Origin of the sequence: Pseudomonas sp. NFX5 (genome assembly GCF_049132125.1) — a bacterium.
Classification (GTDB): domain Bacteria; phylum Pseudomonadota; class Gammaproteobacteria; order Pseudomonadales; family Pseudomonadaceae; genus Aquipseudomonas; species Aquipseudomonas marginalis.
This window is the reverse complement of sequence record NZ_JAFMZG010000028.1, coordinates 320,747-340,237: the sequence shown is the minus strand read 5'-3', so window position 1 is coordinate 340,237 and position 19,491 is coordinate 320,747. Positions and strand designations below refer to the sequence as shown.

General features: G+C 60.7%; 14 protein-coding genes. 12 read left to right on the top strand and 2 right to left on the bottom strand.

Translation table 11 applies throughout. From position 1 onward, the window contains the following. Nucleotides 1-24 precede the first annotated feature (24 nt). Both J1N02_RS18665 and J1N02_RS18660 read right to left on the bottom strand, forming a co-directional pair. Complete coding sequence (locus J1N02_RS18665; protein WP_005785025.1) at nucleotides 25-1,419, bottom strand: PhoH family protein; 1,395 nt, start codon at nucleotides 1,417-1,419, stop codon at nucleotides 25-27. Between the two features lie 347 nt (nucleotides 1,420-1,766). Next, a complete protein-coding gene (locus J1N02_RS18660) occupies nucleotides 1,767-2,891 on the bottom strand; it encodes a polysaccharide deacetylase family protein (RefSeq protein ID WP_027604722.1) in 1,125 nt (374 codons plus the stop codon). Nucleotides 2,892-3,012: 121 nt separating this feature from the next. Between J1N02_RS18660 and yaaA the strand changes: the two genes are divergently transcribed. The 12 genes from yaaA to J1N02_RS18600 all read left to right on the top strand — a co-directional run bounded on the left by yaaA (nucleotide 3,013) and on the right by J1N02_RS18600 (nucleotide 19,409). After that, nucleotides 3,013-3,792 (top strand): peroxide stress protein YaaA, encoded by a 780-nt coding sequence (gene yaaA / locus J1N02_RS18655; RefSeq protein WP_027604723.1) that lies wholly within the window; start codon nucleotides 3,013-3,015, stop codon nucleotides 3,790-3,792. Between the two features lie 888 nt (nucleotides 3,793-4,680). Beyond that, nucleotides 4,681-5,997, top strand: a complete 1,317-nt coding sequence (locus tag J1N02_RS18650; protein ID WP_092487137.1) for a nucleotide sugar dehydrogenase — start codon at nucleotides 4,681-4,683, stop codon at nucleotides 5,995-5,997. An 83-nt stretch (nucleotides 5,998-6,080) separates the two neighbouring features. After that, the gene (gene alg8, locus J1N02_RS18645; protein WP_161985711.1) at nucleotides 6,081-7,562 is read left to right on the top strand and encodes a mannuronan synthase; all 1,482 of its coding nucleotides are present in this window, start codon (nucleotides 6,081-6,083) and stop codon (nucleotides 7,560-7,562) included. A gap of 38 nt (nucleotides 7,563-7,600) precedes the next feature. Then, nucleotides 7,601-8,767, top strand: a complete 1,167-nt coding sequence (locus J1N02_RS18640; protein WP_027604726.1) for an alginate biosynthesis protein Alg44 — start codon at nucleotides 7,601-7,603, stop codon at nucleotides 8,765-8,767. 2 nt (nucleotides 8,768-8,769) lie between these two features. After that, entirely contained in the window at nucleotides 8,770-10,161 is a 1,392-nt protein-coding gene (gene algK / locus J1N02_RS18635; RefSeq protein WP_027604727.1) for an alginate biosynthesis TPR repeat lipoprotein AlgK, read from the top strand. After that, nucleotides 10,158-11,645, top strand: a complete 1,488-nt coding sequence (locus J1N02_RS18630) for an alginate export family protein (RefSeq protein WP_027604728.1) — start codon at nucleotides 10,158-10,160, stop codon at nucleotides 11,643-11,645. The genes algK and J1N02_RS18630 overlap by 4 nt, the downstream gene beginning before the upstream one ends. Then, nucleotides 11,645-13,213: a mannuronan 5-epimerase AlgG gene (gene algG, locus J1N02_RS18625; RefSeq protein WP_098480350.1), complete on the top strand. Its 1,569-nt coding sequence runs from the start codon at nucleotides 11,645-11,647 to the stop codon at nucleotides 13,211-13,213. The genes J1N02_RS18630 and algG overlap by 1 nt, the downstream gene beginning before the upstream one ends. Before the next feature lie 11 nt (nucleotides 13,214-13,224). Continuing rightward, nucleotides 13,225-14,673 (top strand): alginate O-acetyltransferase, encoded by a 1,449-nt coding sequence (locus J1N02_RS18620; protein ID WP_027604730.1) that lies wholly within the window; start codon nucleotides 13,225-13,227, stop codon nucleotides 14,671-14,673. 8 nt (nucleotides 14,674-14,681) lie between these two features. After that, nucleotides 14,682-15,791 (top strand): mannuronate-specific alginate lyase, encoded by a 1,110-nt coding sequence (locus J1N02_RS18615; protein ID WP_083236343.1) that lies wholly within the window; start codon nucleotides 14,682-14,684, stop codon nucleotides 15,789-15,791. 219 nt (nucleotides 15,792-16,010) lie between these two features. Then, complete coding sequence (locus J1N02_RS18610) at nucleotides 16,011-17,543, top strand: MBOAT family O-acyltransferase (RefSeq protein WP_027604732.1); 1,533 nt, start codon at nucleotides 16,011-16,013, stop codon at nucleotides 17,541-17,543. 11 nt (nucleotides 17,544-17,554) lie between these two features. After that, complete coding sequence (locus J1N02_RS18605; protein WP_027604733.1) at nucleotides 17,555-18,739, top strand: alginate O-acetyltransferase; 1,185 nt, start codon at nucleotides 17,555-17,557, stop codon at nucleotides 18,737-18,739. A 16-nt stretch (nucleotides 18,740-18,755) separates the two neighbouring features. Then, a complete protein-coding gene (locus tag J1N02_RS18600) occupies nucleotides 18,756-19,409 on the top strand; it encodes an alginate O-acetyltransferase AlgF (protein WP_027604734.1) in 654 nt (217 codons plus the stop codon). The last annotated feature ends 82 nt before the right edge of the window (nucleotides 19,410-19,491 follow it).

Sequence of the window (19,491 nt, the reverse complement as noted above, 5' to 3'; positions counted from 1 at the left end):
TGCGACGCACCGCCGCTCCAACGGTTACAGGTGCGACTCTGCGTATTCAGCCAGAATCGAGCGAGGCACCCCTTGCAGCGCGATATGCACGCCGTTCGGGAAGTCCTTGAAGCGTTCCGTCAGGTAGGTCAGCCCGGAGCTGGTCGCGGACAGGTAAGGGGTGTCGATCTGTGCCAGGTTGCCCAGGCACACCACTTTGGAACCGGCGCCGGCACGGGTGATGATGGTTTTCATCTGGTGCGGGGTCAGGTTCTGGCATTCATCGATCAAAATCAGGCTCTGCTGGAAGCTGCGACCTCGGATGTAGTTGAGGGATTTGAACTGCAACGGCACTTTGCTGAGGATGTAGTCGACGCTGCCATGGGTGTTTTCGTCATCCATGTGCAAGGCTTCGAGGTTGTCGGTGATCGCCCCCAGCCACGGCTCCATTTTTTCCGCCTCGGTACCGGGCAAAAAGCCGATTTCCTGGTCCAGGCCCTGCACGGAGCGGGTGGCGATGATGCGGCGATAGCGCTTGGTCACCATGGTCTGCTCGATGGCGGCAGCCAGGGCGAGGATGGTTTTACCGGAACCGGCAGCGCCCGTCAGGTTGACCAGGTGGATGTCCGGGTCGAGCAGCGCATACAACGCCAGGCTCTGGTAGATGTCACGCGGTTTCAGGCCCCAGGCTTCCTGGTGCAACAGGGGTTCCTGATGCAGGTCGAGGATCAGCAGCTTGTCGACCTGGATCTCTTTGATCCAGCCCACGAAGCCCTGTTCGTCGACAATGAATTCATTGATATGCACGGCCGGCAGGTTGTCGATCAGTTGTACCTGGTGCCAGGTACGGCCATGGTCCTGACGGGTTTCGACCTTGCTGACACGGTCCCAGAACGAGCCGGTCATCATGTGATAACCACGGGACAGCATCGACACGTCGTCGACCAGTTGGTCGGTACTGTAGTCCTCGGCAGCGATCCCACACGCTCGTGCCTTGAGGCGCATATTGATGTCTTTGGTCACCAGCACCACGCGCAGGTCCTTGTCACGAGCGTGCAGGTCGATCAATTGGTTGATGATTTTGTTGTCGTTCAGGTTTTCCGGCAGCAGGCTGTTGGGCTCGCTGCGCTTGCTCATCAGGATCGACAGCAAGCCCTTGGGCCCGCTTTTGCCGCGCTGGATCGGCACGCCGACCTCAACGTCCTCGGGTGACGCTTCGCCCAGGGTCTTGTCGATCAGGCGGATGGCCTGGCGGCATTCGGCAGCCACGCTGTGGTGCCCGCTTTTGAGTTTGTCGAGCTCCTCAAGCACGATCATCGGGATGGCGACGTGGTGTTCTTCGAAGTTAAGCAGTGCGTTTGGATCGTGGATCAGTACATTGGTATCAAGCACATAAAGGATTGGCTGGTCGGAAGAAGGGTTACGTCCATGATCATCCATACTCGGTCACCTTTGTGGGAGCCAGTCGACGCAATACCACAACAGTGCTGCGCCTCGATTCGACCACCGACTGCACCTGAGTGACGTCAAGCGCAGTGCCCACATGAGGAGTCTTGGAAGACGCCACCTGTGTTGCAGGTTTCGGCGATCTGACTTCGTAATACCGCAAAACCCATGACAGGAAAAAGTACTTTGACGCTTTTTTGAAGTTTATTTTTCAGGATGACGAATAGCACTAGCCGAGTGCCCGACGCACCGTTAAAGTCGGAAGTCCGCCTGCATCGAAATGTCGCACAAAATCAGCGCCAAAATGCCTCCAACCCAACAGGGCCGGGCACTTCATCCTTTTAACGAAACGCCTCCCGGCAGTCCTGCCAACCCAGCCCACTCTGCGCCGTTGCCTGCAGCAACATCGGCAGTGCTACCCGCGCCTTGTCCTGGGTGTCGTGAAACACAATCACGCCTTTGCGCCACAACAGCATCAACGTCAGCACCCGTTGCGCCGACTCATCGGCCTTGAGCTTGCCCGGCTCGTCCTGGGAATCGATGTCCCATAACGCCACCTGCAAGCCCTGGGACTGGAAGAACCCCTGGCTGTCCGCGCGCCGCTGCCCGTAAGGCGGGCGGAACAGCGGCACGTAGTTTTCCGGCATCAGGTTCTGCACCAACTGCGCGCTGCGGGTGATGGAACTCTGCCAGTCCACCCAATGGCTGTGGGAACGGTACTGCCAGCCCTCGGTACCGACGCACTGTCCCTGGTACAACGCCTCCACCTCAGCGGCAGAACTGCGCTCCACACGGTTTTGCAGGCTGCTGCCGAGGACAAAGAAGGTGGCGTTCATCTTCTGCTTGCGCAGGTAGTCGGCGAGCCAGTCGGTGTTGCCGCTGACCGGTGCCGGACCGCCGTCGAAGGTCAGCAGGAACAGGCGGTCGTTGAACTCATCGCCATTGCGTTCATGGTCGCCAAAGCGCGCGACTTCGCTGCTGATCTGCGGAAACAGCGCGGCCTTGCGCAGCAGTTCGTCCAGATAACGCTCGTGGAAAGCATGGCTGGGGGCGGCCCAGCCTATATAGAAGGAGTCTTCGCTGATCGCCAGCTTGCCGGCCTGCTCGCGCAGGTCGTCCATGTTCTCCACCAGGTAGCAGAACGAGGCGTCGACTTCGCAGCTCTGCTGGGCGAACGTGTAGTTCTCCAGCAGGCGCTGCCAAAGCTCGCGACGCAGATCGTCGATGGCGGCCAGGTTGATGATCTTCAAGCCCAGGCGCTGCTTGAGTGCGGTTTCATCCTGGGATTCACTGGCCAGCAGGCTGTGGGCGAACATCAGGATTTCCGCACGCGAAGCCACGTCGAACAGGGCGGGACTGCTGAGTTTTTCCGGCCAGGTGCCACGGTCCAGGCTGGCTACATCCACCGGCGCCGCCTGGGCATTCAGGCACAGCAGGCACGCCGACAATAAAAGCGCTATTCGCACGCAGGGGTCTCCCTCTCCAGAGTCACCGGCCATCATAGCGGATCGCGCCTATCGCCATCATAGGTGGAGTCAAAACGCCCAACCCCCTAGAATCCCCGCACGATTTACAGGAGACGACTTCATGCTGATGGTGATTTCCCCCGCCAAGACCCTCGATTTCGAGACCCCAGCGGTGACCCAGCGCTTTACCCAGCCACAGTACCTTGACCATTCCCAGGTGCTGATCGAGCAACTGCGCGAGCTGAGCCCGGCGCAGATCAGCGAATTGATGCACGTGTCCGACAAGATCGGTGGCCTCAATGCCGCCCGCTTCGGCAGCTGGACCCCGGCCTTCACCCCCGAGAATGCCAAGCAGGCCTTGCTGGCGTTCAAGGGCGACGTGTACACCGGCCTCAACGCCGAGACCTTCAGCGATGCCGACTTCAGCTACGCCCAGGACCACCTGCGCATGCTCTCGGGCCTATACGGCCTGCTGCGCCCCCTGGACCTGATGATGCCGTACCGCCTGGAGATGGGCACCAAACTCGCCAACGCCCGTGGCAAGGACCTGTACGCCTTCTGGGGCACGCGCATCAGCGAATGGCTGAACGAAGCCCTGGCCGAACAAGGCGACGACGTGCTGCTCAACCTGGCCTCCAACGAGTACTTCTCGGCGGTCAAGCGCACGGCCCTGAACGCGCGGATCATCAACACCGAGTTCAAGGACCTGAAGAACGGCCAGTACAAGATCATCAGCTTCTACGCGAAAAAGGCCCGGGGCATGATGAGCCGCTTCGTGATCGAAGAGCGCATCAACGATCCGGCCAGGCTCAAGCAGTTCGATGTGCAGGGTTACCGCTTCAATGCGGAGCAGTCCAAGCCGGACAATCTGGTGTTCCTGCGCGATCACGCACCGGAATAAGGCCGTACCAACCTCTTTCAGACAATGACATCCAAATGTGGGAGGAGGCTTGCCCCCGATTGCGGTGGTTCAGTCACGAATCTATCGACTGATGCACTGCCATCGGGGACAAGCCCCCTCCCACATTTTTGTCCGCGCTTCACACCAAGAATCGTCATTTATTTGACGTCAAAAAATATCCAGACACATCCCTAACATTTCTTTCACTCGACTTTTCCGATTTTTTTTCGTAGTGGCACCACTTTTTTAAAACACTAGTGGCACAAAACTATCCCTTCGCGCCAACTACCCGTAACTACTGGCCCAGATAGCAAGTGCTATCAATATAGTACCAGTGCCATCTTTACCTATATTTCAAGAAATTTCGGGAAACAGGATGAGCGGCCCGGAACTTCGTCCTGAAGCGCCGCTCATACCACCGGTAACGAAATTCTCTGTTTCTGTAGGAGATGACTTACAAGGCGGACCAACGGAAGTAGCGAAGTTGTCATATTCAACTTTGACTCAGTGGTCACATTACCAACCGATTAGTTGAGAGCGGCGATAAGGATCCATTGCCACGAACTATAAGGCCAAGGCTGTGCTTACCCTAATGGGTCAGTGAGACAACCCAAGGCATTGATATGTAAAGGCTTACAGCCTCTATCAAGGCCCTGCGGCACTGGCGCCAGGCCCTTCTCCCAGGAAGGCTGGCTGCATTTCAGGGCAGGCCCCAATAACAAGGCCAAGTTGCGCACAACTTGAGTGCAATAGTTAGTCACTCGTTATTCAACATGCCTGTACGCGGCAAGTCGGCGTCTATTCGCCCAACTTTCGCGGCATTTGTGACGTTTGCAAACATGAACTCCGGCCATCTAATGGCATGATTTAAATACAGAGGTAATTGCGATGCGCATCAGCATATTTGGTTTGGGTTACGTTGGCGCAGTGTGTGCCGGTTGCCTGTCTGCCCGTGGCCACGAAGTGGTCGGCGTAGACATCTCCAAGGAAAAGATCGACCTGATCAACGCCGGCAAATCGCCGATCGTCGAGCCGGGTCTGGGCGAACTGTTGAGCCAGGGCATCGCAAACGGTCGACTGCGCGGCACCACCAACTTCGCCGACGCCATCCGTGATACTGACCTGTCGATGATTTGCGTCGGTACGCCGAGCAAGAAGAACGGCGACCTGGAACTCAACTACATCGAATCGGTATGCCGCGAGATCGGTTTTGTCCTGCGTGACAAGACCACCCGCCACACCATCGTGGTACGCAGCACCGTGTTGCCGGGCACCGTCGCCAACGTGGTGATCCCAATCCTCGAAGACTGCTCCGGCAAGAAAGCCGGCGTCGACTTCGGTGTTGCGGTCAACCCGGAATTCCTGCGCGAATCCACCGCCATCGCCGACTACGACCTGCCACCGATGACCGTTATCGGCGAATTCGACAAAGCCTCCGGCGATGTCCTGCAGTCGCTGTACGAAGAACTCGACGCACCGATCATCCGCAAGGACATCGCCGTAGCCGAGATGATCAAGTACACCTGCAACGTGTGGCACGCCACCAAGGTCACCTTCGCCAACGAGATCGGCAACATCGCCAAGGCGGTCGGCGTCGACGGTCGCGAAGTGATGGAAGTGGTCTGCCAGGACAAGACCCTCAACCTGTCCCAGTACTACATGCGCCCAGGCTTCGCCTTCGGCGGCTCGTGCCTGCCAAAGGACGTGCGCGCCCTGACCTACCGCGCCGGCTCCCTGGACGTGGAAGCGCCGCTGCTCAACTCGCTGATGCGCAGCAACGAGTCCCAGGTGCAGAACGCCTTCGACATCGTCGCCGGCCACGACAAACGCAAAGTCGCCCTGCTGGGCCTGAGCTTCAAGGCCGGTACCGACGACCTGCGCGAAAGCCCGCTGGTCGAGCTGGCGGAAATGCTGATCGGCAAGGGCTACGACCTGAGCATCTACGACAGCAACGTCGAGTACGCCCGTGTCCACGGTGCCAACAAGGACTACATCGAAGGCAAGATCCCCCACGTGTCGTCCCTGCTCAACTCGGACTTCGATGATGTGATCAACAACTCCGACGTGATCATCCTCGGTAACCGCGACGAGAAGTTCCGCGCCCTGGCGCAGAACGCACCGCACGGCAAGCAAGTGATCGACCTGGTGGGCTTCATGTCCAAGGCCACCAGTACGACAGGCCGTACCGAAGGCATTTGCTGGTAACAGCAACGGTAAGTTTCGAGCTGCAGGCGTACCAATCCCCAGCGCTTGCAGCTCGAAGCCTTCTTCACCTTCGGATGACGCTTATGTCCAAGTTAAAACACGTACTGCTCCAATCCGCCGGCTGGCTGTTCTTTCTGAGCCTGCTGATGGGTCTCGCCCTGCTGTTGCCGGCGAGTACGTTCGACTCCGAGTCGAAGAATTTTATTTTCCTGATTGGCGCTGTCGGTATCTGGCGCTACTCGATGGGTGCTACGCATTTCTTTCGCGGCATGCTGTTCCTGTACGTGGTCTACCCGCACCTGCGCCGTAAAGTGCGCAAGCTGGGCAAGGCTGCCGATCCGTCCCACGTGTTCCTGATGGTCACCAGCTTCCGTATCGATGCGCTGACCACCGCGCAGGTCTACAGCTCGGTGATTCGCGAGGCCATCGAATGCGGCTTCCCCACCACCGTGGTCTGCTCGCTGGTGGAAATGTCCGATGAGCTGCTGGTCAAGAGCCTCTGGGAACGCATGAACCCGCCGGATCACGTCAAGCTCGACTTCGTGCGTATCGCCGGTACCGGCAAGCGCGACGGCCTGGCCTTCGGTTTCCGCGCCATCTCTCGCCACCTGCCGGACGACCGCGCCGTGGTTGCCGTGATCGATGGCGACACCGTGCTCGCCGAAGGCGTGGTGCGCAAGACCGTGCCGTGGTTCCAGCTGTTCGGCAACGTCGGCGGCCTGACCACCAACGAATTCTGCGAAGTGCGCGGCGGCTACATCATGAGCGAGTGGCACAAACTGCGCTTCGCCCAGCGCCACATCAACATGTGCTCCATGGCCCTGTCCAAGCGCGTGCTGACCATGACCGGCCGCATGTCGGTGTTCCGCGCCAACGTCGTGACTGACCCGGGCTTTATCGCCGACGTGGAAAGCGACTCGCTGCAGCACTGGCGCCTGGGCCGCTTCAAGTTCCTCACCGGTGACGACAAGTCCAGCTGGTTCAGCCTGATGCGCCTGGGCTACGACACCTTCTACGTGCCGGACGCCGCGATCCACACCGTGGAACACCCGCCGGAAAAGAGCTTTATCAAAGCCAGCCGCAAGCTGATGTTCCGCTGGTACGGCAACAACCTGCGCCAGAACTCCCGAGCCCTGGGCCTGGGTGTGCGTCGGCTGGGCCTGTTCACCAGCATCGTGTTGTTCGACCAGCGTGTGTCGATGTGGACCTCCCTGCTCGGCCTGACCGTGGCAATCATCGCCACCTTCAAGTACGGCGGCGCGTTCATCCTCGCGTACCTGCTGTGGATCGGCATCACCCGCCTGATCCTGACCCTGCTGCTGTCGTGCTCCGGCCACAAGATCGGCCCGGCTTACCCGGCGATTCTCTATTACAACCAGATCATGGGCGCGTTGGTGAAGATCTACGTGTTCTTCCGCCTTGATCAACAGTCCTGGACCCGCCAGGACACCAAACTGACCCGCGATTTGGCCAGCTTTCAACGTTGGTTCAACACCTGGTCGTCTCGGACCATGACCTTCTCCGCCGGCAGCATCTTCGTTGCCGTGTTGCTGATGATGGTCTGACCCTGCCAAGCCTGAATTAACCAAGGAATTACACCGTCATGAACAGCCAAGTAAATGCCAACGTTGTCCACGAGTCCGAAGCCCAGCGTCAACATGCCCGGGTCAAAATCCCGGCCAAGCTGCGCTTCTTCAACACTGACCGCACCCAGACCGAAGCGCGGGTGATCGACCTGTCCGCCGGCGGCCTGGCGTTCACCGCCACCCAGCCGTTGACCGTGGGTGAAGTGCACAAGGGTCGCCTGCAGTTCGTCATCGATAACCTCGGCCTGGCCATGGATGTGGAGCTGCAGATCCGCTCCTACGACCGCCAGACCGGCCGCACCGGTTGCCAGTTCCAGAACCTCGACGCCCAGGATATTTCCACCCTGCGCCACCTGATCACCTCGCACCTGTCCGGCGACATCGTGACCATGGGTGACGTGCTGGCGACCCTGCAACGCGACAACTTCACCAAGGCGCGCAAGGTCAAGGACAGCGGCAGCAACATGAGCGCCTTCGGTCGCCTGCGCGCCGTGACGTTCAGCCTGGCGATCTTCCTCGTCGGCCTGGCAGCCTTCGGCTTCGTGTTCAAATCGGTGTACGGCATGTACTTCGTCAGCCACGCCCAGGCGGGCCTGGTCAGCGTGCCCGGCATGAACGTGACCATGCCCCGCGACGGCACCGTGCAAAGCCTGCTCAAAGGTGACGCGGTGGCGGCCAAAGGTGCGCCACTGGCGACCTTCAGCACCAGCATGCTGGATGTGCTCAAGGGCCACCTGGACGAAGACCAGCTGCAGCCGGCCAAGGTCGAAGAGCTGTTCGGCAAGCAAATGACCGGCACCCTCACCTCGCCATGCGATTGCGTGGTCGCCCAGCAACTGGTCGCCGACGGCCAGTACGCCAGCAAAGGCGACGTGATCTTCCAACTGGTGCCACGCGGCAGCCAGGCTAACGTCGAAGCTCGCTTTACCTATCGCCAGTTCGGTGACGTGCGCCCAGGCACCCCGGTGAGCTTCCAGGTGGCCGACGAAGAACAGACCCGCACCGGCACCATCGTCAGCAGCACCAGCCTGAACAGCGCCGACCTGTCCTCCGACATCCGCGTACAGATCAAGCCTGACGCCCCGCTGGACAGCGCCTACGCCGGCCGCCCGGTGGAAGTGACCAGCGACCGTGGCCCATCCCTGAACTGGCTGATCGATAAAGCCATGGCTGCGGGTCTTTAATCATGAGCGCCCTTCGAACCCTGCCGGTGCCCCTGGCGCTGGCCATCGCCCTCGCCGGTTGCGCCGGCCTGCCCGACCAACGCCTGGCCAATGAAGCGCTCAAGCGTGGCGACACCGTCACCGCGCAGCAGAATTACCAGCAACTGGCAGAACTGGGTTACAGCGAGGCCCAGGTGGGCCTGGCCGATATCCAGGTAGGCACCCGCGATCCGGCGCAAATCAAACAGGCCGAGGCCACCTACCGCGCTGCGGCGGATACCTCGCCGCGCGCCCAGGCCCGCCTCGGTCGCCTGCTGGTGGCCAAGCCAGGCTCCACCGAAGCCGAACACCATGAAGCCGAAGGCCTGCTGAAAAAAGCCTTTGCCAATGGCGAAGGCAACACCCTGATCCCGCTGGCGATGCTGTACCTGCAATACCCCCACAGCTTTCCCAACGTGAATGCCCAGCAGCAGATCAGCAAGTGGCAGGCCGCCGGTTACCCGGAAGCCGGCCTGGCCCAGGTCCTGCTGTATCGCACCCAGGACACCTACGACCAGCATCTGGATGATGTGGAGCGCATCTGCAAGGCCGCGCTGAACACCACCGATATCTGCTATGTCGAGCTGGCCACGGTCTACCAGAAAAAAGCCCAGCCGGAAAAACAGGCCGAACTGCTCAAGCAGATGGAAGCCGGCTACAGCCGCGGCACCGTCACCGCCCAACGCGTCGACAGCGTCGCCCGCGTATTGGGCGACGCCACGCTGGGCAAGACCGACGAGAAAACCGCCCAGGCCCTGCTGGAAAAAATCGCCCCCGGCTACCCCGCTTCCTGGGTCAGCCTGGCGCAACTGCTCTACGACTTCCCCGAACTGGGCGACGTCGACCAGATGATGAAGTACCTGGACAACGGCCGCGCCGCCGACCAGCCGCGCGCCGAGCTGTTGCTGGGCAAGCTCTACTACGAAGGCAAGTGGGTGCCGGCGGACGCCAAGGCGGCTGAAGCGCACTTCCAGAAAGCCGTGGGCCGCGAAGTGGCTGCCGACTACTACCTCGGTCAGATCTACCGCCGTGGTTACCTGGGCCAGGTCTATTCGCAAAAAGCCCTGGACCACCTGCTGACCGCTGCGCGCAACGGCCAGAACAGCGCCGACTTCGCCATCGCCCAATTGTTTTCCCAAGGCAAGGGCACCAAGCCCGACCCATTGAATGCCTATGTCTTCAGCCAATTGGCCAAAGCCCAGGGCACGCCAGAGGCCAACGACCTGGCCACGCAGCTCGAAGCCCCGCTTACACCGGAACAACGCGCCCAAGGCCAACGCCTGGTGCAACAGGAACTGGCCGCCCGCGGCACCCTGGCCCAGAGCACGCTGCAACTGCACGCCCTGGAAGAAGAAGACGGCGAGGAATCCCTATGAAGCTCAATCCATTCGTGCAGGCCGGCATCGGCCTGACCTTCGCCCTGCTGTGGTCGTGCCCGACCCTGGCCGCGCTGACCGAAGCCAAGAATTTCGGCCTGGAAGTCAAAGTCACCGGCCAGTCCGAAGATGACCGCGACCTCGGCACCCAGAAAGGCGGCGACGTCAACGGCATCGGCCTCGACCTGCGCCCGTGGATCTACGGCGAAAGCGGCAACTGGAGCGCCTACGCCATGGGCCAGGCGGTTGCTTCGAGCGACATCATCGAGACCGACACCCTGCAACAGTCGGCGGATGACGAAAACCAGCAAACCACCAACAACGACCGCAAGACCAAGAAAAACTACCTGGCCATGCGCGAGTTCTGGGTCGGCTACAGCGGCTTCACGCCCTACCCCGGCGAGATCCTCAAACTTGGTCGCCAACGCCTGCGCAACGACGACGGCCAATGGCGCGACACCAACATCGAAGCGCTGAACTGGACCTTCGACACCACCCTGCTCAAGGCCAACGTCGGCGTCGCCGAACGTTTCAGCGAATACCGTACCGACCTCAAGGAACTGTCGCCCAAGGATAAGGACCGTCAGCACCTCTACGCCGACGCGTCCTACCAGTGGACGCCAGGCCAGTGGATCGGCCTGCGTGGCCACCACACCCATGACAACGGCAAGCTCGACTACCCGGAACCGGGCGTCGCCACCGACTCCCTGGACAAGCGCGAGAACGGCGACCTGACCTGGCTCGGCATCGAAGCCAACAGCGACGCCTACAACTGGCGCAACACCAACACCGTCAACTACTGGGCCAGCATCACCGGCATGAAAGGCGACCGCGACTCGGTCAATGCCTTGAACGCCGACGGCACCCGCCCGACAGAGGCCAAGCGCAGCGATGACGTGAGTGGCTGGGCGACCGACCTGGGTATCCGCCTGCGTCTGGACCCGCAATGGCAAGTGGGTGCGGCCTATGCCCGCGCCAGTGCCGAGTACGAGCAGAACGGCCTGCAAAGCAACCGTTCGAACTGGACCGGTACCCAGTCCCGCGTGCACCGTTTCGGCGAAGCGTTTCGTGGCGAGATGAACAACATGCAGTCCATGAGCCTGTTCGGTTCCTGGCAGCTGCGTGAGGACTACGACGCCAGCCTGGTGTACCACAAGTTCTGGCGCGTCGACGGCAACAAGCCAGTCGGCAGCAACGGCATCGACGCCGTGCAGAACAACACCGATGACGTCACCGGCGCGATCCTGTCCAGCACTTCCCTGCCCCTTGAAGACGGCAAGAAAGACCTGGGCCAGGAGATGGACCTTGTCGTCACCAAGTACTTCAAGACCGGCCTGCTGCCGGCCGCGCTCAGCCAGTCGGTTGACGAGCCATCAGCCCTGGTGCGGTTCCGTGCCGGTGTGTTCAAGCCAGGTGATGCCTATGGCAGCCAGGTCGACTCGTACATGCATCGCGCGTTTGTCGACGTGATCTGGAAATTCTGATGGGAGCCTGCGCAATGAATGCTCAAAGCCTACTCGTCGCGGCAATGCTGATGGCCAGTGCCACAGCGTTTGCCGATACGGCGGCCAAGGCGCCGACCATCGCCAAGGAACTGCAACAGGCCAAGACCTACACCATTTCCAGCCCGCCGACCGCGCCGCTGGAAATGGCCAAGCCAGCCCTGCCTGACCTGTCGGGTTATACCGCCGCAGCGATGGAAAAGAAGATCGTACGCACCAGGCCCGGCAAGATCAGCATCCGCCGCATGATGCAGGAAGACGCCCTCAAGGACTTTATCGGCGGCGACAACAAGATGGCCGAATGGGTGGTGCGCCAGCACGGCATTCCCCAGGCGATCTTTGTCGACGACGGCTACATGAACCTCAAGGACCTGCTGGGCAAAGTGCCCAAGCAGTACTTCAGCGAAACTTCGCCGGGCGTGTTCCTGGCCAAGTTGCCGATCGTGGTCGGGCGCAAGGGCATCCTGGACATCGATAAAAACACCCAGGAGCTGCGCCTGTCCCAGGAGGGTGGTTCGTTCCTGATCAACGACGGTCAGCTGTTCGTGCGTGACACCAAGATCACCGGTTGGAGCGAAAAGGCCAATGGCCCGGCGCTGTTCAAGTCGCCCAAGGAATTCCGCCCGTTCCTGCTGGCCTGGGGCGGCACCGAGACTTACGTCTCCAAGACCAAGATGGCCAGTTTCGGCTATGCCAACAGTAAGTCGTACGGGGTGAGTATTTCCCAGTACACGCCGAACATGGCCAAGGTGCTCAAGCGCCCCGAGCCGACCGGCTGGATCATCGATTCCGAGTTCTCGGACATGTGGTACGGCTTCTACTGCTACGAGACCACGGGCTTCGTGATCAAGGGCAATACCTACAAAGACAACATCGTCTACGGCATTGACCCCCATGACCGTTCCCACGGCCTGATCATCGCGGACAACACCGTCTACGGCACCAAGAAGAAGCACGGCATCATCATTTCCCGTGAGGTGAACGACAGCTTCATCTTCAACAACCGCAGCTACGACAACAAGCTTTCGGGCCTGGTGATCGACCGTAACAGCGTGAACAACCTGATCGCCGACAACGAGATCTACCGCAACCACACCGACGGCATCACCCTCTATGAGAGCGGCGACAACCTGCTGTGGGGCAACAAGGTGATCAGCAACCGTCGCCACGGCATCCGCGTGCGTAACAGCGTGAATATCAAGCTGTACGAAAACACCTCGATGGCCAACGGCCTGACCGGCGTGTACGGCCACATCAAGGATTTGACCGACACCGACCGCGACATCGCCCTCGACCCGTTCGACGCCAAGGTCTCGCTGATCGTGGTCGGCGGTGAACTGGCGGGTAACGGCAGCGGGCCGTTGTCCATCGACTCGCCACTGAGTATCGAGCTGTACCGCGTGTCGATGCTGGCGCCGACCAAATCCAGCGGCATCAGCTTTTCCGGCGTGCTGGGCGATCGCCAGGAAGAAATTCTCGACCTGCTGGTGCGCCAGCAGAAAGCCGTGCTGATCGACCCTGTCGAACGCCAGACCGAAATGCAGGACTGAGGATGACCCTTATGCACCCACACATGATCAAACTGCTGAGCCTCTCGGGTCTGGCCCTCGGCCTGCTCGCGGCCAGCCAGGGCGTGCGCGCCGACGAAATCAAGGCGCCGACCTTCACCGCCGAACCCTGCTGCAGCCTGTGCCCGGCCGCCCATGACGCGAAGAACTACACCACGCGCTACCAGCAGAACTTCACCACCCTGGTGCAAGCCCAGGGCGACTGGCTGTTCCGTACCCAGGAAGACCTGCGCACCGAGTTCGACACCAGCCCGGCCGGCTACAAGCGCATGCAACAACTGCACGACGCGTTCAAGGCCAAGGGCGTGGAACTGGTAGTGGTCTACCAGCCGACCCGTGGCCTGGTGAACCGCAACAAGCTCAACCCCGCGGAAAAAGCCTCGTTCGATTTCGACAAGGCCCTGGGCAACTACAAGACCATGCTCGGCCGTTTCGCCAAGATGGGCTACGTGGTGCCGGACCTGTCGCCGTTGACCAACGAGCAACTGCCGGACGAACTGCCGGCCCACGACTTCTACTTCCGCGGCGACCAGCACTGGACTCCATACGGCGCCCAGCGCACGGCGAAAATCGTCGGCGCCAAGGTGCGTGCAATGCCTGAGTTCGCCGATATTCCCAAGCGCGAATTCGAGACCAAGCGCTCCGGACGCATGGGCAAGACCGGCACCCTGCACAACATGGCCGGGCAATTGTGCGGCACCAGCTACGCGATCCAGTACATGGACCAGTTCACCACCGAGCCGAAAGGCGAAGCCGGCGACGGCGACCTGTTCGGCGATTCGGGCAACCCGCAGATCACCCTGGTGGGCACCAGCCACAGTGGCAAGAACTACAACTTTGCCGGTTTCCTGGAACAGGAAATCGGTGCCGACATCCTCAACGTCGCCTTCCCCGGCGGTGGCCTGGAAGGCTCGATGATCCAGTACCTGGGCAGCGACGAATTCCAGAAGAGCCCGCCGAAAATCCTGATCTGGGAGTTCTCGCCGCTGTATCGCCTGGACCAGGAGACCATCTACCGCCAGATGATGGCGCTGCTCGACAACGGCTGCGAAGGCAAGACCGCCCAGATGAGCGCGAGCACTACATTGAAACCGGGCAAGAACGAATTGCTGGTTAACAGTTCGAACAAAGACCTGCGTAATGCCAATCACCAGGTTGATATCCGCTTCGCCGACCCGTCGGTGAAAACCTTGCAAGCCACCCTCTGGTACATGAACGGGCGCCACGAGGACATCAAGATCGAGAAACCCGAAACATCCGAAACAGACGGGCGTTTCGCCTTTGAACTGCGCACCGATGAAGACTGGGCCTCGCAGAACTTGCTGGCCGTGGAAGTGCAGGGCCCCGAAGCGGGCGCTGCCGCGCAGAAGGTCGAAGCGAAAATTTGCACACGCAACGTATTCCCAGCGGGCGGTCAACAGACTGCCTCGACAGGGCAATGAGGTTACTTATGCAGAAGTTATGGATTCCATCGTTACTGGGCCTGGCGATCTTCGCCGGTTCGGTCAACGCCGCCGCCCCGCTGCGTCCGCCCCAGGGCTACTTCGCACCGATTGAAGCGTTCAAGACCGGCGACTTCAAGGAAAACTGCGACACCATGCCGACGCCCTACACCGGGCCTCTGCAATTTCGCAGCAAGTACGAAGGTTCCGACAAAGCCCGTTCGACCCTGAACGTGCAGTCGGAAAAAGCCTTTCGCGACAGCACCGCCGATATCACCAAGCTGGAAAAAGACACCAGCAAGCGCGTGATGCAATTCATGCGCGACGGTCGCCCGGAGCAGCTCGAATGCACCCTGAACTGGCTGGTGTCGTGGGCCAAGGCCGATGCGTTGATGTCCAAGGACTTCAACCACACCGGCAAGTCCATGCGCAAATGGGCCCTGGGCAGCATGGCGTCGGCCTATGTGCGCCTGAAGTTCTCCGACTCGCACCCGTTGGCCAACCACCAGCAGGAGTCGCAACTGATCGAAGCCTGGTTCAACAAACTGGCCGATCAGGTGGTCAGCGACTGGGACAACCTGCCGCTGGAAAAAACCAACAACCACTCCTACTGGGCCGCCTGGTCGGTGATGGCAACGTCCGTCGCCACCAACCGTCGCGACCTGTTTGACTGGGCCGTCAAGGAATACAAGGTTGGCGTCAACCAGGTCGACGACCAAGGCTTCCTGCCCAACGAGTTGAAGCGTCAGCAGCGTGCCTTGTCGTACCACAACTACGCGTTGCCGCCGCTGTCGATGATCGCCAGTTTTGCCCTGGTCAACGGTGTCGACCTGCGCCAGGAAAACAACAGCGCACTCAAGCGCCTGGGCGACAAAGTGCTGGCCGGGGTCAAGGACCCGGAGATCTTCGAACAGAAGAACGGCAAGGAGCAGGACATGAAGGACCTGAAGCAGGACATGAAATTCGCCTGGCTCGAACCCTTCTGCACCCTCTACACCTGCGCACCGGATGTGATCGAACGCAAGCATGGCATGCAGCCGTTCAAGACCTTCCGCCTCGGGGGTGACCTGACCAAGGTCTACGACCCGACGCATGAAAAAGGCAACAAAGGTTCCTGAGCGAACTCGGTAAAAAATGTGGGAGGGGGCTTGCCCCCGATAGCAGGGTGTCATTCAACACAGATGGCGACTGTTACACCGCCATCGGGGGCAAGCCCCCTCCCACATTTTTGAGCCAGTTTCGTCAGTAGGAATGTTGTACCGCCCTCCCCGTCTTTTCGTGGGGGGGTTTGGGGGGGCTCTGGCCCTTGACTGTTGGTTAAACATGGAGAGATCGGGATGGTTTTCTCGTCCAATGTGTTCCTGTTTCTGTTCTTGCCGATCTTTCTCGGCTTGTACTACTTGAGCGGGCAACGCTATCGCAATCTGCTGCTGCTGATTGCCAGCTACGTGTTCTACGCCTGGTGGCGAGTGGACTTCCTGGCGCTGTTCGCCGCCGTCACGCTGTGGAACTACTGGATCGGCCTCAAGGTCGGTGCCGCCGGCGTGCGCACCAAGCCGGCCCAACGCTGGCTGCTGCTGGGCGTGGCGGTCGACCTGTGCATCCTCGGCTACTTCAAGTACGCCAACTTCGGCGTCGACAGCATCAACGTCATGATGAAGTCGGCCGGCCTGGAGCCTTTCATCCTCACCCACGTGCTGCTGCCGATCGGGATCTCGTTCTACATCTTCGAGTCCATCAGCTACATCATCGACGTGTACCGTGGCGATACCCCGGCGACCCGCAATCTCATCGACTTCGCGGCGTTCGTGGCGATCTTCCCGCACCTGATCGCCGGCCCGGTCCTGCGTTTCCGCGACCTGGCCGACCAGTTCAATAACCGCACCCACACCCTCGACAAGTTCTCCGAGGGCTGCACGCGGTTCATGCAGGGTTTCATCAAGAAGGTCTTCATCGCCGACACCCTGGCGGTGGTGGCCGACCATTGCTTCGCCCTGCAAAACCCCACCACCGGCGATGCCTGGCTGGGGGCGCTGGCCTACACCGCGCAGTTGTACTTCGACTTCTCCGGCTACAGCGACATGGCCATCGGCCTGGGCTTGATGATGGGTTTCCGCTTCATGGAAAACTTCAAGCAGCCGTACATCAGCCAGTCGATCACCGAGTTCTGGCGGCGCTGGCACATCAGCCTGTCCACCTGGCTGCGTGACTACCTGTACATCACCTTGGGCGGCAACCGTAAAGGCACGCTGACCACCTACCGCAACCTGTTCCTGACCATGCTGCTCGGTGGCCTGTGGCACGGTGCGAACATCACCTACATCGTGTGGGGTGCCTGGCACGGCATGTGGCTGGCGATTGAAAAAGCCATCGGCCTCAACACCGCACCGCGCAGTTTCAACGTACTGCGCTGGGCCTTCACCTTCCTGCTGGTGGTGATGGGCTGGGTGATCTTCCGCGCCGAAAACCTCCACGTCGCGGGCCGTATGTACGGTGCGATGTTCAGCTTCGGCGAGTGGTCGCTGTCGGAACTCAACCGCGCCAGCCTCACCGGCCTGCAAGTCGCGACCCTGGTGGTGGCGTACGCAACATTGGCGTTCTTCGGCCTGCGCGACTTCTACACCAACCGCCCTGCCGAGAAAACCAAGCCGGCCGACCCGAGCCTGATCAAGGCCGTGCCGGGCGACAACCCGGGCAGCATCCACGAGCCAGGTTTCACCGTAGGTCGTGACGCTGCCGTGCAACCGGCCTACTGGACCGCTGACTGGCCACGCTACGCCATGCGCGCGGCGGTGCTGCTGCTGTTCGTGGCGTCGATTCTCAAACTGTCGGCGCAGAGTTTCTCGCCGTTCCTTTACTTCCAATTCTGAGGGAGCCGACCATGACCCGTTCATTACGCGTCCTCTATATCGGCCTGTTCCTGGTGCTGCTGCTGGCCCTGGGCGCCTGGTCGCTGCGCAGCTTCCTGGGCTTCAGTACCAACGCCGACGCGACCGTGCTCAACGGTCGCTGGACCAAGGCCGTCGAGACCCATTACGACGAGGAGTTCCCGATCAAGCGATTGGGCACCAACCTCTGGGCCGCGCTGGACTACAAGCTGTTCAATGAAGGCCGCCCTGGCGTGGTGCTGGGCCGCGATCACTGGTTGTACAGCGACGAGGAGTTCAACCCCGCCGTCAACGAAGACCAGAACCTTCAAGGCAACTACGCGCTGGTCGAAGGCGTACGCCAGAAACTCAAGGCCCAGGGCATCCAACTGGTGATGGCGATCGTGCCGGCCAAGGTGCGCCTGTACCCGGAGCACCTGGGTGAAGTGAAACCGGCGAGCATCCACGCCAACCTGTACCAGGACTTCCACGCCCGTGTGGCCGCCGACAAGATCATCGCCCCGGACCTGCTCGGCCCGCTGCAACAGGCCAAGCTGGGCGGCAAGCAGGTGTTCCTGCGCACCGACACTCACTGGACCCCGGACGGCGCCGAAATCGCTGCCAAGCAATTGGCTAAAACCATCGCCGATAAGACCCCGCTCCACGGCGAGCCGCAGCGTTTTGTCACCGAGGCCGAGAAGACCGAGCCGCATAAAGGCGACCTGCGTCTGTTCCTGCCCCTGGACCCGCTGTTCGAAAACCTGATGCCACCGAAAGAGCCGCTGGAAAAACGCGTCACGCACCTGGCCGAAACCAAAGGCGACGACGCGCTGTTCAGCGACAGCGAAACCCCGGTGGCCCTGGTGGGCACCAGCTACAGCGCCAACCCCAACTGGAACTTCGTCGGCGCCCTCAAGCAAGCCCTGGGCAGCGACGTGGTCAGCTACGCCGAAGACGGCCATGGCCCGATCCTGCCGATGCTCAGCTACCTGAAAAGTGACGACTTCAAGAACAGCCCGCCACAGGTGCTGATCTGGGAGTTTCCTGAACGCTATCTGCCCGTGAACAACGAAATCGGTGATGCCGACCCATCGTGGGTTGCGCAACTTAAACAAGCCGGTTCGCGCCAACAAAACATGGCACTGAACACCCCAGCTAAAAACCCAAAATCCGAGACGCCCGACCGGGCGCAAAACTGAAAGAGAGGTAACTCACATGACTTTCACTACTACTCCGCGTCGTCTCGCTAAGACTCTGGCCCTGGCTGCCGGTATGAGCTTGGTATCCCTGTCCGCCTTCGCCGGTGACGCTGCCTTGTACGGCCCAGTCGCACCGAAAGGCTCAAGCTTCGTGCGGATCTACAACGCCTCCAACCAGGAAGTCAGCGCCACTGTCGGCAGCACCAACCTCAGCGACGTGGCCCCTCTGGCCAGCAGCGACTTCAGCTTCATGCCCGGCGGCGACTACAGCGCCAAGGTCGGCAGCCAGACCGTGCCGGTCAAGCTCGCCCCGGACCACTACTACACTCTGGTCAACAACAACAGCGGCCAGCCGCAGCTGATCGAAGAGCCACCGTTCAAGAACAAGCAGAAATCCCTGGTGCGCGTGCAGAACCTCAGCGACAAGGCCCTGACCCTGAAAACCGCCGACGGCAAGACCGACGTGGTCAAGTCGGTGGCCGCCAAAGGCCGTGGCGAACGTGAGATCAACCCGGTGAAGGTGAGCCTGGCGCTGTATGACGGCGACAAGAAAGTTGGCGACGTCAAGCCAGTGGCCCTGGAGCGTGGTGAGGCAGCGGTGCTGTACGTCACCGGTTCGGGTTCGAGCATTTCGCCAGTCTGGGTAAAACGCCCGGTGTCGACCCGCTGAATGAATTTTCCGGGTCGGCTGCGGCCGGCCCGGACACGAGACAAAAACAAGAGTGAAACGACAAACCTTCGTAGCTCTGACC

Bases quoted from the DNA above. Each gene is read 5' to 3' on its own strand.
- alg8 (WP_161985711.1), top strand. From the start codon at position 6,081: ATGTCCAAGTTAAAACACGTACTGCTCCAATCCGCCGGCTGGCTGTTC.
- algG (WP_098480350.1), top strand. From the start codon at position 11,645: ATGGGAGCCTGCGCAATGAATGCTCAAAGCCTACTCGTCGCGGCAATG.
- J1N02_RS18615 (WP_083236343.1), top strand. From the start codon at position 14,682: ATGCAGAAGTTATGGATTCCATCGTTACTGGGCCTGGCGATCTTCGCC.
- J1N02_RS18665 (WP_005785025.1), bottom strand. From the start codon at position 1,419: ATGGATGATCATGGACGTAACCCTTCTTCCGACCAGCCAATCCTTTAT.
- J1N02_RS18600 (WP_027604734.1), top strand. From the start codon at position 18,756: ATGACTTTCACTACTACTCCGCGTCGTCTCGCTAAGACTCTGGCCCTG.
- J1N02_RS18605 (WP_027604733.1), top strand. From the start codon at position 17,555: ATGACCCGTTCATTACGCGTCCTCTATATCGGCCTGTTCCTGGTGCTG.
- J1N02_RS18640 (WP_027604726.1), top strand. From the start codon at position 7,601: ATGAACAGCCAAGTAAATGCCAACGTTGTCCACGAGTCCGAAGCCCAG.
- J1N02_RS18610 (WP_027604732.1), top strand. From the start codon at position 16,011: ATGGTTTTCTCGTCCAATGTGTTCCTGTTTCTGTTCTTGCCGATCTTT.
- J1N02_RS18630 (WP_027604728.1), top strand. From the start codon at position 10,158: ATGAAGCTCAATCCATTCGTGCAGGCCGGCATCGGCCTGACCTTCGCC.
- J1N02_RS18620 (WP_027604730.1), top strand. From the start codon at position 13,225: ATGCACCCACACATGATCAAACTGCTGAGCCTCTCGGGTCTGGCCCTC.
- yaaA (WP_027604723.1), top strand. From the start codon at position 3,013: ATGCTGATGGTGATTTCCCCCGCCAAGACCCTCGATTTCGAGACCCCA.
- J1N02_RS18650 (WP_092487137.1), top strand. From the start codon at position 4,681: ATGCGCATCAGCATATTTGGTTTGGGTTACGTTGGCGCAGTGTGTGCC.
- algK (WP_027604727.1), top strand. From the start codon at position 8,770: ATGAGCGCCCTTCGAACCCTGCCGGTGCCCCTGGCGCTGGCCATCGCC.